We start from the raw sequence: 16,175 nt of genomic DNA, 5'->3' as shown, positions 1-16,175 counted from the left end.
ACCCCTCATTACAAGCTTTCCTTCAACAGGTGTGGCAGGAAAGTCCCGTCATGCACGGGGCACAAGCCGCTATTGACGCGGCACAAGCGCGAGCTCAAGGGGCGGGTCGTCCGGTTTATAACCCCAGTTTGGCGTTGGATGCCGAACGCACGGACATCAATACGGCTTCCATCGGTTTCAGCCAAACGTTGGACTGGAGCAACAAGCAGGCTGCTCAAGTCCGTATCGCTGATCAGGAGCTGTTGGCAGCAATGGCGTCACTAAAGGACGCCCGGCAACGTATCGCGGTGGAAACCCTGGGTGCGCTGGCTCAATATTTTACTACGCGAGAAATGCAGGCACTGGCATTACGTCGTAGTGAGTTGATGAAGGGATTTCTCGAGACCGTGAAGCAGCGTCAGGCGGCTGGAGATATGGGGGCATTAGATGGCACTCTAGCTCAGGTCACCTATAGTGAGGCATTAATGCAGCAGGCGGCGCGCGAAAGTGAGTTGGCTCAAGCTAAAGCAGCATTGCAGGCCATCACCGGGGTTAAAAAAACGGATTGGCCACAATTGCCGGGTAGGCTGACATCTCCGCCGAAGCAAGTTGACCTCGCTTTGCTTCAGTCTCTACCGGCACTTGCGGTGTTGCGCAGCCGCATGGAAGCGGCTAAATCCCGCATCCGCCTGGTTGAACGTGAAGGTCGTGCTGACCCGACCATCGGTATTCGTGCCGGGCGAGATGGTTCTGAAACCTTACTGGGCTTGAGCCTGGAAATACCCCTGTTTGTGCGCAATAACTTTAAAACTGATGTGCTAGCGGCATCCCATGATGCGCTTGGCGAAGAACTGATTTATCGCGATGGCCATCGTCGTGCCAAGGCTCGGCTTGATGGCAGCTTGGGGCGATTTCAAAACACCAGCCGAGCATGGCAAACCTGGGTGGCCACCGGCCAGCAAGCCCAACGTGAGCAGATGGATTTGCTGGAGCAATTATGGCAGGCAGGTGAGCTAACCGCGACTGATTACCTGATTCAGGCCAAACAAAATATCAACACCCAAGCAGCAGCAACCGCACTGATGGGTGACGTGTGGCAGTCAGCTATTAATTGGCTGGATGCATCAGCTCAGGTTGAAAAATGGTTGGGCTTTACTGCCACACAAACAAAAAATTCTGGAGAGTAAAAAATGAAGAACAGATTAGTTTTATTGATGTTATTGAGCCTTGCGAGTCCCAGCGCGATATTTGCGGCAGAAGGACACGCACATGAAGATGATGGTCTAGATGATTTCTCTGGTATTGATATGGAAGAGGGTCACGGTGACCATGGCGATGAAGGCCATCAACACGAAAAAGAAGGTCACGGTCATAAAGATGACGGCCATGAAGAGAAAGGTCATGACGACCACGGTGGTCACGGCGAAGAAACATCGGCTGCTGAATTAAGCGATAGCCAGCGCCGCATGGCAGGCATTGAAACATTGACGGTCAAACGTCAGTCCTTAGGTCGCGCAATTACCGCGCCCGGTGTCGCAATTCTTAATGCCTATCGCACAACAAAAATTACGCCGCGTATATCGGCACAAGTGATGAAACGCCATGTGCGTCTGGGTGATCATGTCAAAAAAGGGCAAACATTGGTTACGTTGTCCAGTGTTGAAATGTCTGAAGCGCAAGGTGCTTTGATGGCCGCCAGTGTCGAGTTACGCCGAGTCGAAAAGCTCGGCCGTAAAGTGGTTTCCGAGAAACGTTTTGTTGCCGCCCAGATCGCCTATCAACAGGCCTATGCCAAAGTCAGCGCCTATGGGATGACTAAAAAGCAGATCAAGTCGTTACTAAAAACCGGCGATGCAACACGCGCAATCGGTGAGTTTCAACTGCTTTCGTTTCAGGATGGCACGGTGATGAGTGATGATTTTTTGGTGGGTGAGTTGATTGAGCCGGGTTATGTCTTGATGGAGATCAGCGATGAATCGGTGCTCTGGATTGAGGCTCGCCTGACACCTGACGATGCCGCCCGTGTTGTTTTGGGATCACCCGCTCGTGTGCAGGTCGGCCAGCGCTGGCTTAGCGGTAAAGTGGCTCAAGCTCGCCACACGATGGATGTCACCACGCGCACTCTGGCCGTGCATATCGAAGTCGAAAATAAGCATGATGAGCTGCATCCGGGTCAGTTTGTGACGGCAGTGATTGAAGGCACACAGAAACAACACGGCATTGCTGTTCCCGTGGCCGCAGTGTTACGCAGCCCCGAGAGCCTGCCCCGTGAGCGCAGCGAACGCTTTGGGTATGGTGATTGGCAGGTGTTTGTAGAGACTTCTCCTGGACGTTTTGAACCTCAGGAAGTGACCATCATCGCCACCGTTGGCGATCAAATGCTGGTAGAAGGCATTGCTGAAGGTGTGACCGTCGTCGGTAAAGGTGCTTTTTTTGTGCAATCTGAAATGGCCAAAGGTGGGTTCGACCCACACAACCATTAATCACTGATTTTTAGGAGAACAAACCATGTTGAATCGTTTAATCGACTGGTCAGTGAACAACCGTTTGTTGGTTGTGATTGGCCTTCTGGCGCTGCTTGCGTCGGCTACTTTAATCATCCCAAAATTAAATTTGGATGCGTTTCCTGATGTCACCAATGTGCAGGTTTCGATCAATACCGAAGCGCCGGGCTTAGCCTCGGAAGAGGTAGAGCAACTCATTACCTTTCCCATTGAGGCGGTGATGTATGCGTTGCCCGATGTGGAACAGGTACGCTCTATCTCTAAAACCGGCTTGTCAGGTATTACTGTTGTCTTCAAAGAGGGCAAGGATATCTATTTTGCGCGGCAGTTGGTTTTTGAGCGTCTGCAATCGGCAAAAGAGTTGATCCCCGAGGGCGTGGGTACGCCCGAGATTGGCCCAAATACTTCGGGTTTAGGTCAGGTTTATCAATATCTGTTAGTCGCTGACAAAGAGACTGGCCTTGATGCGATGGCACTGCGGAGCCTCAATGACTGGGTGGTTAAATTATTGTTGATGCCGGTGGATGGTGTCACCGATGTTTTATCGTTTGGCGGCGATGTTCGGCAATACCAGGTTAATTTAGACCCCACACGCCTGTTGGCTTATGGTTTAAACCAGCAAAATGTGATTGATGCTCTGGAAAATAACAACTCCAATGCCGGTGGTTGGTATATGGATCGCGGCCAGGAGCAGCTCGTTATTCGTGGCGTAGGCTGGTTAAGTCATGACAAAAAAGGTCTGGAAGAGTTACGCCAAATCCCATTAAAAACAATTGATGGCACGGTGGTGACCGTGGCACAAGTGGCTCACGTGGAACTCGGCAGTGAAATACGCCAAGGGGCGGTCACCATGACGCGCCGAGACGGCCAAGGTCAGGCGGAAGCCTTGGGTGAAGTGGTCGCAGGCATTGTCTTGAAGCGCATGGGATCTAATACCAAAAGCACGATTGATGGCATTAATAGCCGTGTTGCATTGATTCAGCAAGCGCTACCGGAAGGGGTGCGCTTTGAGGCTTTTTATGATCAATCGGATCTGATCACTCAAGCGGTCACTACGGTCGTTAATGCATTGCTGCTCGCCTTTGTTTTCATCGTCGTTGTGTTGGCGCTGTTTTTGATGAATTTACGCGCCACTTTTTTGGTGTTGATCTCCATCCCTATCTCAATTGGCCTTGCCTTGATGGTGATGTCCTGGTTTGGTTTGTCGGCCAACTTGATGTCTTTGGGTGGCATTGCGGTGGCTATTGGTATGTTGGTGGATGGCTCGGTGGTGATGGTGGACAACATGTTCAAACACCTTGCTCGCCACGAAGAACACCCCGATCCCGCAGAAAACAAAAAAGCCATTGCCTTGCGTTTGCAGTTAGCCGGTAAAGAGGTGGCGCGGCCTACATTTTTTGCCACCATCATTATTTTGGTGGTGTTTTTGCCGCTGTTCAGTTTTGAAGGCGTTGAAGCAAAATTGTTTCAACCCATGGCGGTGAGCATTATGCTGGCCATCATCGCGGCGGTATTCGTTGCACTGATTATTGTGCCAGCGCTAGCGACCTATTTGTTTCAACGTGGCGTGCGAGAGAAAGATAGTTTTATTCTGAAACCGCTGGATAATCTCTATCGCCGTTGTCTACGTTGGGCATTGCAGAAGACAAAAATAGTGGTGGGATGTTCGGCGATTTTGCTCCTTGCGGCGCTGGCTTTGGTGCCTCAATTAGGCACGGAATTTGTCCCAGAGCTGGAGGAGGGGACGATTAATTTACGTGTCACCCTCGCACCTTCGGCCAGCCTGGAAACCGCGCTCACGGTGGCCCCCAAGCTGGAAGCGTTGTTGCTCGAATTTCCAGAGGTCAATTACGCCTTAAGCCGCATTGGTCGCGCTGAAATTGGCGGTGATCCAGAGCCGGTCAATAACATCGAAATTTACATCGGTCTGAAACCCGTTAATGAATGGGTGAGCGCCAGTAACCGTCAGGCATTGCAAGGATTGATGGAGCAAAAACTGGAGCAACACCCTGGTCTGCTGCTTAACTTTTCACAACCCATTGCCACCCGTGTGGATGAACTTCTGTCGGGCGTGAAAGCGCAACTGGCGATCAAACTTTTCGGCCCGGACTTAGCTGTGCTGGCTGAAAAAGGTCAGGCGATTGAAAAAGCGATCCAAAGCGTTGAAGGTGCGCGGGATGTGGCGATGGAACAAATCGCGGGTGAAGCACAGCTGGTGGTGCGACCCAATCGAGAGCAACTGTCACGTTTTGGCTTGGCGGTGGAAGATGTCATGGCCGTCGTGCGCGATGGCTTGGGCGGGCGTGAAGCTGGGCAGATCATCAATGGCAATGAACGCTACGATATTTATGTGCGTCTTGCTGAATCTTTTCGCAAAGACCCCAACAGCATTGCTGACCTGCGTTTGCAAGCACCGACGGGGGCATGGGTGCGCTTGGGCGATGTCGCTAAAATCAGCATAGAATCGGGTCCACCGCAGGTGCGTCGTGATGATGTGCAGCGACGTGTGGTCATTCAAGCTAATGTGCAGGGGCGTGACATGGGCAGCGTGGTTGCCGATATCAATCTTGCAATTGAACAGCAAGTGCAACTGCCGCCGGGCTATTCGGTGGATATTGGTGGTCAGTTCGAAAACCAGAAACGGGCGCAAAAACGACTCAGCATGGTGGTGCCCTTATCCCTTGCTTTGATCGCCTTGTTGCTCTACTTCGCGTTTAATTCGGTAGGACAAGCGCTACTAATTCTGGTGAACGTACCGCTTGCGGTGATCGGCGGCATCTTTGCCCTCTATATCTCTGGCCAATACCTGTCGGTACCCAGCGCCATCGGTTTTATTACCCTGTTTGGCGTTGCGGTATTGAATGGCGTGGTGATGGTGGAGAGTATCAACCAACGCATTGCTGATGGCTTGTCATTGGATGATGCTATTTTTGACGGTGCAACGTCGCGACTAAGGCCGGTATTAATGACCGCCATTACTTCAGCGTTAGGGTTGATTCCCATGTTGATGTCAACTGGTGTTGGGGCAGAAATTCAGAAACCGTTGGCCACCGTGATTGTAGGTGGTTTGCTGACCGCAACGTTCTTGACGCTGTTTGTACTGCCAACACTTTTTGCCCGGTTTTCGAAAGGCAAGTTAGCAGAGTAGGAAACTGAGCTTGTAAATTAAGTTGTGTCACGATCCATTATTTACAGGCTCGGCAATTAATTTTTGAATGTATATTCTACTATGTCGTAATTTCCACCACGCAATACACTGCTTACTTGTTTACCTCTCATTTTTTTGCCAGTCACTTCCTCTAGTGCGCCCTGAATAACGCCTAAAGTAAAATCCAGCACTCGAGAAGACCCCATTTCTTCGCCTGATGAACACATGGTATCACTAAGAGAAACACGAATAAGTTCACTTTCCAGTTGGACTTCATTCAATATACAGAGCTTGGTTCCTGATTTTCCAAGAACATCAGCAATCGCTTTAGACCATACTTCAACAGGTTTATCGGTATTGCTTAAACCGAGTGCCTGTGCAACTTTTTGTCCACGTTTACGCCCTGCTAAAACCAAGCTGCCTTTTATTGCCATTGTTCCTACGATTCCTTCAATTCCAGAGATCATCGCTTTTAAACAGACAATACTACTAAACTCTCCAAGCTCTTTTCTTACGTATGTTTCCATAAATATTTTCCGTTATTAAAAACTATTTTATTAAAAATCAAATATACTTTGATGCCGATAATCGATAATGGATCAATGAATTCAAAGCCCGAAAAATCGAGAGAATGATCAGTAAATCCACTAAAGTCAATATTTTTTATACCGTTAATTTTTTCCCAATAAAAGTCAGAGTGTTATGATTAAGTCAATTATTCAAAGACTTGATTAAGAGAAGGGCAATAGGGGACAGACCACGATTAATCTGTCCGTAATATCGATCGGTGAGATTCAGCGTGGTATTGAATTAATTCGATATCGAGGTGATACAAAACAGGCGAATTTACTGGAGAAGTGGATTAGCATGATTTTGAATTATTACAACGATAGTATAAACCCAGCAGTCCAAAACAACGGCTTTATACCGCGCCACTTGAAAAAAATAAAGGTTAACGAGGAGTATCTGAAATGGGACATGACCATCATCACGATGTAGAAACAATGGGCGATCGTCGCTTGGGCTGGGCCATTGCCATTAATATGCTTTTGACGCTGGTACAGGTCATTGGCGGCATCGTCTCCGGCAGTCTGGCATTGATCGCTGATGCGTTGCACAATTTCAGTGATGCGGCTTCACTGCTCATTGCATGGGTGGCACGGAGGGTTGGTAGGCAACCTGCGGATCACTTCAAAACCTTTGGTTATAAACGAGCCGAGGTCATCGCCGCATTGATCAATCTCGTCACATTGGTGATTGTTGGGCTTTATCTGATCTATGAGGCACTGTGGCGCATGTTTGAGCCACAAATTATTGAAGGCTGGATGGTGGTTATTGTCGCTAGTATCGCATTAGTGATCGACGTGATCACCGCTGCATTGACCTACAGTATGTCTAAAAACAGTATGAATATTCGTGCTGCTTTTTTGCACAACGTCTCCGATGCTTTGGCTTCACTTGGGGTGATTATCGCGGGTACTCTGATTATTCTCTATGAATGGTACTGGACAGATACAGCATTGACTCTACTTATCGCTGCGTATGTGCTTTATCAGGCCGCGACCATGTTACCCAAAACCATTCATATTCTTATGCAGGGCGCACCCGAGGGCATTGTTATTGATGATGTTATCAACAATATGGAAAGTATTGAGGGTGTTGCAAACGTTCACCATGTTCATCTATGGCAACTTGATGAACATCAAAATGCACTGGAAGCTCATGTGGTGATTAATGATTTCAGCGATACTGAAACCATCAAAGCAGCATTGAAAACGAGTTTGGAACAATATTTTAACATTGCCCATTCGACGTTGGAGTTTGAAGTCAAACATTGTAATGAAGGGTGCCTGACCTAAGGGATGAACACGGAATAACTTCCCTTTTTTATTTAAATACTCGGTTTTCTTCAAAAAAATTTAATAGTGCTTGTTTCTGTCTTTGTTGACTAAATGTTGCAATATGTGGCCCTGACGTTCTTATGAGTTGTTTGGGCTCCTTTGCTGCTTGAAATAACTCTTCGCCATATGAATAAGGAATAATTTGGTCATTTGGGCTGTGAAAGAGCAGGATAGGTGTGGGAGCAATTTGAGAGATATAATCAATAGGGTCATAGTCTTGTACGACACTCCATGCAACCGGATATTGAATGACCCAGGTTAACCAGTGCTGATTGGCAACATGTTTAGAAATATCACTATAGCTTGTAAAAGCAGCGTCGCTAACGACACCACTCAAGTTTGTTTTTGCTTGATTGTTCGTTGCTGCAAAATATAGCCCTAAGCTTCCCCCCAAACTTTGCCCTAGAAGGTAAATAGGATAGTCCGTCACCTTTTTTTCACTCAATAGCCACTCAAAACCCGCTTCGATATCTTCAATAGCACCAGGTAATTGGGCTTTTCCTTCAGATTTTCCGTATCCACGATAATCAAGTAAAAAAAGTTGATAACCTTCTTCAGGAAGCCATTCAACGCTATGAATATGTGTGCTGATATTTTCGGCATTTCCATGTAAAAAATAGACCGTGCCACGAACTGGTTTTTGAGTAGGTAAAAACCAGCCATGAATTTTTGTTCCATCATTTGAAATTAAATAAACATCTTTGTATTCAAGTCCGAGCTGTTCCGGTGTTTGAATATGCTCTTTTTGAGGGTAGAAAAACAGGCTGGAACAACCCGAAAGAGCGAACGAAATAACCATAAAAAATCCAAAAGTAATAATTTTATGGGTCATTTTTTGATCGCTCCTTAATAGTAATAATGGTAAGTAATACCCGCTTCTGAAAATTGTGTGTCATGCTGTTGTTCGCGTTTAAATGATACCTCTAAAGCATGGTTTTGAGACAAAACAAAATTCTGTTTGTAATTTACTCGTACCCGATATTGATCCGCTCGGAAACGTTCGCCTTCTAAAGTGAGGTGAGCCGTACTGAACCCCCAGTGATAGAGTGCGCCTAACATTCCACCCACCGCAGGTTTGATGCGTGGTTTAAACCCTCCGTTTCCTTCAAGGCGAAACAGCCCCAGTGCATAAGTTTGACCATTTTTCATGAGAGGGTAGGTTACACCCGCACCACCAGTCACATAAGCTGAAAGTCTGTTTTTTTCATCGACCAGTTGTCGTTCAAGGCCGGTTTGAATTCGCCATGAAAGGGGTTTGAAAAATCTTGTGCGAGGTGTGAGTGAAAAAATATCAATCAAATCGAAGCGTTGAAGTTGAGTTGAGCCACCCTCATTAACTCGGATTTTTATATTTCCCATATTGATTTGCGCACCACGCAAAAAACCATTTTCAGCATCAATTAGGCTATGAAAAGCCATTCTGAGAGAGAGTTCACCGTAGCGTTTTTTTTGGTTTTCACCCATACCGAAAGAGAATCGTTTTGCGCCATGGCCATTTTCAGGAGAGTACAATGGCGTGGGGACAGGCGTACTTTCTGTCACTGGATATTGATTTAATAAAGTCAGTAATTGGTGGGCACGTTTTGCACGTTGTGGATCTCGAGCTTCATTTGTCTGTTGGTAACTCAGGTATTTATACGCAGTCTCTATGATGGGCTGTTGCTGCTTTGTTGTGAGCTCAGTAAAAGGAGCTTTTTGAGATGAGTCGGGATTATAGGCGAGTTGCTCAATGAGCGGCCTGTTATTTTCAGGGATTGTTTTAATCATGTGTTTCAAAGTTGTCACTTGAGACGGGCGGTAGGTAATTGTTTCAATTAACCCTGCACGTTCAACAGCTCTCACGGTATCAACCGGGATTGCAGTCATGACAAACTCATTGGTGAGGTTAAGTTGTGGTCGTGCGACTTCAAGCAGTTCGAGCAGGCGATAAGAGCAATTTTCATCAAAGAAATAGTAATCAAACTTGATCTCTTTTAACTCCCATAAGTGCAGCACTAATTTTTCAACTTCTTCAGATGTCAGGTTAAGCTGATACTCCCAGATATCCCGTTTTTCAATACGATTGTACTCCTGAATCTTTTTGAAATAGGGCATTACAATAAAATATCCTGGATACCCGCCGGTTAATCCTTTAAAGGTATAAAAAAGTGAGTTGTCATCACTGTTCACTTCTGCGCCAAAATTAACTGCATAGGAGAGCCAGTCTGAATTCATTTCGCTTTCAGCAGGATCTAATCGAAGAAGTGTATGCCCAAACATGGAGGAGGGGCTATTCAAGTGATAGGCAGGAAAAAGTAAGGTGACTCGGTCAGCTTTGACTAAACCGCGCCACTCCTCATAATCTTTGCAAGTAACATCAGGTAATTGGCTTTGATCAAAGGGTAACTGTTTTTGAAGCCATGCCAATCGTGCAACAAAACGGCATTGGGCGTGTTTATTACCTGATGGAGTGGTTTGAAAAAATGACTCGAGTGTACTAAAAACCTCTGATTTTGGATCATTGTTACCATTTTTAGAGAGAAAAAAATTCTTATCGTCAACTTGACTGGAGTAACCTGATGGTGAAGCGCTATCTGAGGAGTAATGAATAAGCTTGAGCCACTCCTGATGAGTCCATAACTGTTTTTTCTGTAGTTGGTTATTTAGATCAGACAGCAAACTATTCTCATTGGCACTCGAGTAAATTGATACATTGGCCAATAAAATAAACAGAATAAAACGAGCGAACCACTTGAGGTTGATACTGAAAATTAACGTCACGAGAATTATAGGTAATAAATAATTTGCTTCAGGAATTAAAAAAGCCCTGTATCAATAGCGATACAGGGCTTTTTTACTTTTTAATGCTTGAAAGCCAATACTCTGTTTAAGCAGAATATTTAGCTAAACGCGCATCTGATTTCATCACATCATTGAGTGCGGTGATGACTTCTTTAGCCGTCACGTTTGCATGTGGGAAAATTGTAGTGAAATTTTCATGAGTCACTTTTGAGAATGCAGAGCGATCAGTCGCTTCAACGCCCATCATAACCGCAACAGCATTCAGTGCTTCGCCATGGCCACGAGCCACGTCAGATGAAAACTCATCCATAATGGAAGAGATCATGGACTCACCGCCATAGCTGAGTGAACCGTCAACAGAGCAGCCGTTAGTTCCAGAAGTCATGCCAAAAGTGGCATTGCCAGAAGTACCGTTTGTGATTGAAGCCAAAAAGTGTGGGCCTATGCCTGATTGACCGTCAAAAATCATATTACCCCATCCGCAGTCAGGACCACCTGGAGCCGTTGCCATTGCCATAGAAGAAGCACTTAATAATACGATTCCACCAATTAATTTTTTCATTTATTCTTATTCCTTTTTACTTTGTTTAAAATATTTTTTTTGGAAAACGAGCTTTAACTACATGTCTCGCATAAATTTTTAGGTCAAAATGATAAGTGACAAATAAAGGGTGTTTGTTGGCTAAATTTTTTATCAGCAACTTATCGAATAAGAATAGTCACCTATTTACCTCAAATGGTCAATAGAAGAAAGTCAGGCAGCAAGATTACGGGAAAGGTTGGTAGAGTCTGGAAGCCGTCGCTACTCGTGCAAAACAGTGATGGAGCTGAACGGTGAAAAAACTGTACAGCCACAATAACCTTTTCTGGATATAGGATCATCTGATGACCTCTAACAGTGACGAAAATTTTTTCGTAATCTCTGGTTTCTGCGTATTTTATATTAGGGTTTAGTGCTGGTAGTACTTTTGTTGAATATCGTAACACGATCGTGTTATGATTTATTTCAACGTGCTACTTACCATATTTAACTCGCTTATTTCGCAGTCAAAATGGTAAGTTCATAAGATATATTTCAAAGTATAAAACTCAAGGATTAAATAGATGTTCAAATATATATCACTACATAATGCCGCACAAATGACAGCAGCAGCAATTCCACTGCTACTAGGTGGAATCTCTTCAGTTTATGCTCATGGTGAATCAATCCGTGGTGGTGGCTCTGGTAGCATTAATGCGGTGGGAGCTGCCATTCTTGAAGAGAAAGTGATCGGCCTGCGCTGGGATGCGCGTCGTTATGAAACATTTACAGATCAGCAGTTGATAGATTTCAGAGCAGATGGTGAAGATGTTCACATGCACTCCAGTGAAGATGCTTACTTCCTCTCATTTGGCTTTCCGGTCAATGAAGATATGGATGTCAATCTTATGCTTCAATACAACAATTTCAAGAAATTTAAAGATAACGGCGATCAATTTGCTAGTGACTGCTTTACTGCTACCCCAGCCGTTACTGGCGATCCAAGCACTGCCAACTGCATCTCTCCTACCGCAGAGTCCCCAGGGTTCGGTGATATGCTGATCACGGGTCGTTACCGTTTTTTCAATGATGGCGACAATCAATGGACCTCTATTTTCGGTGTTATTCTGCCTACCGGAAAAATAACCAATAAAACGGATAGTGGCGAAATTATCGGCACACATAACCAGCCAGGAAGCGGTGCAATTACCTTTCAGGGGGGAGTGGCATACAGTGGTCACCTTACAGAAGGGGTTGCAATTGATGCGAATGCACTTTACCGTTTTGGAACTCAGGGTGCCAAGCAATTTCGTTCAGGTAATTCAGTGCAGTTTGATGTGGCAGCAAGTTTTGCCCATCATAGTTCAATTGTTCCGGTCATTGAACTCAATGGTATATTTTTTGACCAAGACATTGAAAATGATGAAATCAAGATGAACAGTGGTGGTGATGTGGTTTATTTATCACCTGGAATTAATTTTAATATTAATGACAAACAGGGCGTTTATATCAATGTTTCATATCCTGTCTACCAGGAGCTCAGCGGCATATCTAATGATGAAAAATATCGCTGGAGCATGGGTTGGAGCACTGCCCTTTAATTCAATGATCGGAGATCATTATGCAAAATAGACCATGGTTTAATCAATTATTAACCAGAGGAATCATTATGATTGGTATGGCAGGTGCAGTTGCACCCGCCTATGCTCATTTTCAGATGATTATCCCTTCCGATGAAATTATTTCTGCGGGCGAAGGTCGTCAACTTAATCTTGATCTTATTTTTACCCATCCTTTTGAGGGCATGGGGCTTAATATGAAAAAACCAGAACGTTTTGGTGTCTGGGTGGCGGGAAAAGAGATTGATCTGCTGGATACACTGCAAGAGATCCGCTATCAGGATCGTGCAGGTGATACATTATCCGCCTATCAGAGTGTTTACAAAATTCGTAAGCCTGGTGACCACCTGTTCTTCGTTGAGCCTCAACCCTACTGGGAAGCTGCAGAAAAACGCTTCATTATTCATTACACAAAAACTGTCGTAAATGCCTTTGGCATGGAAGAGGGCTGGGATCATGAACTGGGGCTGAAGGTGGAAATCGTTCCACTCACAAGACCTTACGGACTCTGGACCAATAACCTATTTCGAGGCGTGGTCAAACACAACGGAAAGGCCGTGCCTTTTGCCCGTGTTGAAGTGGAGTATTATAACGACAAAGGTGAAGTGACGGCACCTGCTGACCCCTTTATTACCCAGGTTATCAAAACGGATGCCAATGGCGTGTTTTCTTATGCGATGCCAAAATCAGGCTGGTGGGGAATGGCCGCACTGATTGAAAGCGATGAGACCATGAGTCATGAAGGCAAAGAGTATCCTGTTGAACTAGGTGCTGTGCTGTGGGTGAAAACCTACGATATAGGGAAATAATGCACCATGTTTAATTCTTTCAACTTTGCTCGCTGATCACTACGCGGATAAAAGTGTCTCATGTGCATCTACTCTCATTCGCTTTGTTGCTGATGGCCATGGGGGGATTGGCCTGCTTGACGCAGTTAACAGAGTCGATTAAAACAGTCGTCGTCTCCCTGCTTTTTTTGGGCTGCGGGGCGACATTATCAGTTTGAATCTGGTGCGCTTTGTCTCGGGTAGTTTTGCCTATCTGACATTTGCTATGGGCATTACCATTGGACTCTGCTTCGCTTTCATTTCTTTTCGAGTACTGTGGGAGCTGTGGCTAATGAAACCAATAAACAATCCAATACAGGAACAATCATGAACATCAATACTCGCAATCCACTACCCTATTTTTTCGCCTCTGTGTTGGCGATCTGTCTCACCTTTGGTATCAGTCAAAGTGTCCATGCTCACAAAGGCCACGCAGGGCCGATGATCAACTTCATGAAGAGCAAAGCAGTGTTAAAAGAGATGCTGCCAAATGATGCCAAAATCGTTAAACGCAAACAGCCATTGAAAGGTGAAATGGTTGAGTGGGCAGAGAAAACCTATGGTGTGGAACTGGATGATAAAGTTTACAGCTACTACCTAGCCACAGATAAAAAGAGTGGCAAAACTCTCGGTGCCGCTTATGTCACTAAGATGCACTATCGTCACGGTGACCTGAAGTTTGCTGTGGGTATCAATGCAAATCATCAGACCACCCAAGCTGCGATATTGGGCATCAACGAAAAGTATGTGGTGGACTTTGATGGCAATGTTGGTACTGGATTAATTGCCGATTATGCAGAACTTTCGCTTAAAGAGTTGATCGCCAAAGCTGACGAACTGGCTTCATCCGACAAAGCAACACGAGAGTTTGCGACAGCAGTGCGCGATGCTGCTGTTCTGTTGGCGGCATTTATACACGGAGCCAAATAGACAAGCTGAATTTTTGCTGTTTTTAATTTTGTGAATCGTATAGAATGTCGTTCTATGGAATTTTTTCGTCAGATAAATAAACGGACATTGCTGCTTTGGAGCTTATTGCTCTCTCTGTCCCTTTTGTGCGTGCAGGGAGCAAAGCTGCACGTCCATGATCTAGATCATGGCAATTTGAGCAAAGCCCATTTTACTCACGACACATCTCACCATGATCATAGCGATGGCATCATATCTGAAATCAATCTCAGTTCAGATGGGGTATTAAAAAAGACCCATAACAACACCGTTGCTATCGCCTTGCTCGTTTTCTTTTTTACCTCGACAGCATTTTTCTCTTCACCACAGCGCACTCAGCACTACCCGGAAAACAAACCCATTCTCTATGAACAGCATCTCCTTTCTCCGCCTTTACGAGCACCTCCACTTCACTAAACTCTTTTGAAAGATTTCTGACTCTGGCCTGAGATTGGTTTTACTATGCCTTTTTCGTGTGGCTGGAATCTATTTATTCATCTGTTTTAGGAGAAGTCCCTCTATGGATTTTTTTCGATTACGCCCATCAATTGAAAGGCGTACTGCACGGGTAGCCGCATCGTGTTTAGTATTACTCGGTGCAACCACTGGTGTGAGTGTCGCGTCTGATTTAGAAGCGAACAAAAGCACAATTAGCCTATATGAAGCGGTTAGCAAAACCATTGCACACAACCCTGATCTACGCTCTTTTGATTATCAATTGAAAGCACAGAAAGGGCGAGTGGAACAAGCGGGTTTAGCTCCCAGCCCCGAACTGAGTTTTGAGTTGGAAGATATTTTAGGTACGGGTAGTAACCAAGCAGTGGATAGCGCTCAAGCCACTCTCAGTATTGGCTGGGTGCTTGAGCGCGGAATTCGTCAGCGTTACGTTGATGCCGCACGCGCGGGATCTTCTTTAATCGCAGTGGAAGCATATATCTTGAGGTTAGACGCAGCTGCTGAAACGGCACGCCGTTATCTTGTCAGCCTGGCACTCCAAGCACGTAAAGTGAATGCAGACAAAACTATTCAACTGGCAGAGGAGACGATTAAATCGGTATCCAGACGCGTAAAAGCGGGTAAAACACCTGAGGCGGAACTCTTCAGAGCACAAGCAGAACTGGCCCGCAGAAAACTGGAGCGCGAAGATATTGACCATGAGCTACTATCCGCGAATCGTCTATTGGCCGCTCAATGGGGTGAAATGATGCCAACTTTTGCGCAGGTTGAAGGTGACATTACCCACCTTCCCCAGGTAGCACCTTTTGAAACACTAAAATCCCAGTTGCCACAAAATCCTGAGTTCGCTCGGCTATTGTCAAATCAATTGCTAAAAAAGGCGCAGTTACAACTGACACTGGCACAAGACAAACCAAGCTGGCGTGTTAACGGGGGCGTTCGTCATAACAATAGTAGCGATGATCAATCATTCGTAGCGGGTATTACCATTCCCTTCGGTAAGCGCACTCGCAGCCCTGGCCGCATTGCCGAAGCGCGTGCCAACCTGGCTCAAACAGACAGTGAAGCACAAGCCGTGCGCATTCGTATTGAAACTGCGCTTTACGTCATGTATGAAAAATTGCAACACAGCCTGCATGTCATCAATGCGGTACGTAGTGAAATTATTCCACCACTTGAACAGGCACAAACAGAGACTCGCCGAGCATACAACCTTGGGCGCTACAGTTATCTGGAGCTGCGCACTGTTCAAACAGAGTTGCTGGATGCACACAATGCATTGGTTGAAGCCAGTATTGATGCCCACCGCAACATCATTGAAATTGAACGATTGACTGGCGTGCGCATTGCGCAAGCGACTTCTCCTATACAGCAGCCAAATTTATGAGGCCTAAAATGAACAGCACTATGAAAGTATTCCCACACCAAATTTGGCTGCTACTGCTACTGATTGCATTTCTAGCAGCGTGCAGTGACCCTCACTCAGAAAATA

Annotated in this window: 13 protein-coding genes; 9 read left to right on the top strand and 4 right to left on the bottom strand. The window is 45.7% G+C overall.

From position 1 onward, the window contains the following. The 3 genes from L3J70_12370 to L3J70_12360 all read left to right on the top strand — a co-directional run. The coding region (locus L3J70_12370; GenBank protein MCF6237146.1) for a TolC family protein at positions 1–1,166 on the top strand (1,166 nt) is incomplete at its 5' end. Between the two features lie 3 nt (positions 1,167–1,169). Next, complete coding sequence (locus L3J70_12365; protein MCF6237145.1) at positions 1,170–2,462, top strand: efflux RND transporter periplasmic adaptor subunit; 1,293 nt, start codon at positions 1,170–1,172, stop codon at positions 2,460–2,462. Positions 2,463–2,487: 25 nt separating this feature from the next. Further along, positions 2,488–5,631, top strand: a complete 3,144-nt coding sequence (locus L3J70_12360; protein ID MCF6237144.1) for a CusA/CzcA family heavy metal efflux RND transporter — start codon at positions 2,488–2,490, stop codon at positions 5,629–5,631. 56 nt (positions 5,632–5,687) lie between these two features. On the opposite strand, the gene L3J70_12355 is transcribed toward L3J70_12360, so the two are convergent. After that, entirely contained in the window at positions 5,688–6,158 is a 471-nt protein-coding gene (locus L3J70_12355) for a hypothetical protein (GenBank protein ID MCF6237143.1), read from the bottom strand. Between the two features lie 444 nt (positions 6,159–6,602). On the opposite strand from L3J70_12355, the gene L3J70_12350 reads away from it, so the two are divergent. Next, on the top strand, positions 6,603–7,490 hold the full coding sequence (locus L3J70_12350; GenBank protein MCF6237142.1) for a cation diffusion facilitator family transporter: 888 nt from the start codon (positions 6,603–6,605) through the stop codon (positions 7,488–7,490). Between the two features lie 28 nt (positions 7,491–7,518). Here L3J70_12350 and L3J70_12345 read toward each other — a convergent pair whose 3' ends face one another. The 3 genes from L3J70_12345 to L3J70_12335 form a co-directional block, all read right to left on the bottom strand. After that, a complete protein-coding gene (locus L3J70_12345; GenBank protein MCF6237141.1) occupies positions 7,519–8,364 on the bottom strand; it encodes an alpha/beta hydrolase in 846 nt (281 codons plus the stop codon). A gap of 14 nt (positions 8,365–8,378) precedes the next feature. Beyond that, positions 8,379–10,190 carry a DUF4105 domain-containing protein gene (locus L3J70_12340; protein MCF6237140.1) on the bottom strand — a complete coding sequence of 604 codons (1,812 nt, stop codon included), beginning with the start codon at positions 10,188–10,190 and terminating at the stop codon, positions 8,379–8,381. A gap of 208 nt (positions 10,191–10,398) precedes the next feature. Continuing rightward, on the bottom strand, positions 10,399–10,875 hold the full coding sequence (locus L3J70_12335) for a DUF3015 domain-containing protein (protein MCF6237139.1): 477 nt from the start codon (positions 10,873–10,875) through the stop codon (positions 10,399–10,401). A 542-nt stretch (positions 10,876–11,417) separates the two neighbouring features. On the opposite strand from L3J70_12335, the gene L3J70_12330 reads away from it, so the two are divergent. The 5 genes from L3J70_12330 (at position 11,418) to L3J70_12310 (ending at position 16,070) form a co-directional block, all read left to right on the top strand. Further along, positions 11,418–12,434 (top strand): transporter, encoded by a 1,017-nt coding sequence (locus L3J70_12330; protein MCF6237138.1) that lies wholly within the window; start codon positions 11,418–11,420, stop codon positions 12,432–12,434. Positions 12,435–12,454: 20 nt separating this feature from the next. Then, positions 12,455–13,261, top strand: coding sequence for a DUF4198 domain-containing protein (locus L3J70_12325; GenBank protein ID MCF6237137.1), 807 nt, complete (start codon positions 12,455–12,457; stop codon positions 13,259–13,261). 345 nt (positions 13,262–13,606) lie between these two features. Next, complete coding sequence (locus L3J70_12320) at positions 13,607–14,209, top strand: hypothetical protein (GenBank protein ID MCF6237136.1); 603 nt, start codon at positions 13,607–13,609, stop codon at positions 14,207–14,209. 54 nt (positions 14,210–14,263) lie between these two features. After that, positions 14,264–14,644, top strand: coding sequence for a hypothetical protein (locus L3J70_12315; GenBank protein MCF6237135.1), 381 nt, complete (start codon positions 14,264–14,266; stop codon positions 14,642–14,644). A gap of 103 nt (positions 14,645–14,747) precedes the next feature. Continuing rightward, entirely contained in the window at positions 14,748–16,070 is a 1,323-nt protein-coding gene (locus L3J70_12310; GenBank protein ID MCF6237134.1) for a TolC family protein, read from the top strand. Positions 16,071–16,175 lie beyond the last annotated feature (105 nt).

It is taken from the genome of Gammaproteobacteria bacterium, assembly GCA_021648145.1.
Lineage (GTDB): Bacteria > Pseudomonadota > Gammaproteobacteria > JAADGQ01 > JAADGQ01 > S141-38.
This window is presented reverse-complemented; position numbering and strand designations above follow the sequence as displayed.

Coding starts and splice junctions, on each gene's coding strand:
- L3J70_12365 (MCF6237145.1), top strand. CDS start 1,170: ATGAAGAACAGATTAGTTTTATTGATGTTATTGAGCCTTGCGAGTCCC.
- L3J70_12360 (MCF6237144.1), top strand. CDS start 2,488: ATGTTGAATCGTTTAATCGACTGGTCAGTGAACAACCGTTTGTTGGTT.
- L3J70_12355 (MCF6237143.1), bottom strand. CDS start 6,158: ATGGAAACATACGTAAGAAAAGAGCTTGGAGAGTTTAGTAGTATTGTC.
- L3J70_12350 (MCF6237142.1), top strand. CDS start 6,603: ATGGGACATGACCATCATCACGATGTAGAAACAATGGGCGATCGTCGC.
- L3J70_12345 (MCF6237141.1), bottom strand. CDS start 8,364: ATGACCCATAAAATTATTACTTTTGGATTTTTTATGGTTATTTCGTTC.
- L3J70_12335 (MCF6237139.1), bottom strand. CDS start 10,875: ATGAAAAAATTAATTGGTGGAATCGTATTATTAAGTGCTTCTTCTATG.
- L3J70_12330 (MCF6237138.1), top strand. CDS start 11,418: ATGTTCAAATATATATCACTACATAATGCCGCACAAATGACAGCAGCA.
- L3J70_12325 (MCF6237137.1), top strand. CDS start 12,455: ATGCAAAATAGACCATGGTTTAATCAATTATTAACCAGAGGAATCATT.
- L3J70_12320 (MCF6237136.1), top strand. CDS start 13,607: ATGAACATCAATACTCGCAATCCACTACCCTATTTTTTCGCCTCTGTG.
- L3J70_12315 (MCF6237135.1), top strand. CDS start 14,264: ATGGAATTTTTTCGTCAGATAAATAAACGGACATTGCTGCTTTGGAGC.
- L3J70_12310 (MCF6237134.1), top strand. CDS start 14,748: ATGGATTTTTTTCGATTACGCCCATCAATTGAAAGGCGTACTGCACGG.